The 246-nt window shown below is 42.3% G+C and carries 1 pseudogene; it reads left to right on the top strand.

Features of this window, described 5'->3' with window-relative positions:
* A pseudogene (locus A3712_RS27985) lies at positions 1–246 on the top strand (hypothetical protein); the annotation flags it as partial.

The following is a 246-nucleotide window of genomic DNA, read 5'->3' as shown; positions in this document are numbered from 1 at the left end:
GGTATATAAAATCGACCCAATTGGCGTGAAAGGGATCAAAGATTCAGCAGCGCTCGAGAGCATTGGTTACATGGACGACCGATTTTCAAATGCAAATACAGTCATCGGAGAAGATGCATGGAAGACAATTGATCTATCAAACCAAATTGACTGGCAAGAAACAATGACTGCAGACAATTGCCGTAATGGTGAATCGAGAGAGATGTGGTTTATAAACACATACGACATAGCACGTACAGCCCTAAC

The sequence above is a fragment of the Vibrio sp. HI00D65 genome (genome assembly GCF_001635455.1).
GTDB lineage: Bacteria > Pseudomonadota > Gammaproteobacteria > Enterobacterales > Vibrionaceae > Vibrio.
Note: the sequence above shows the minus strand (reverse complement) of the source record. Positions and strands in the feature narration are given on the sequence as shown.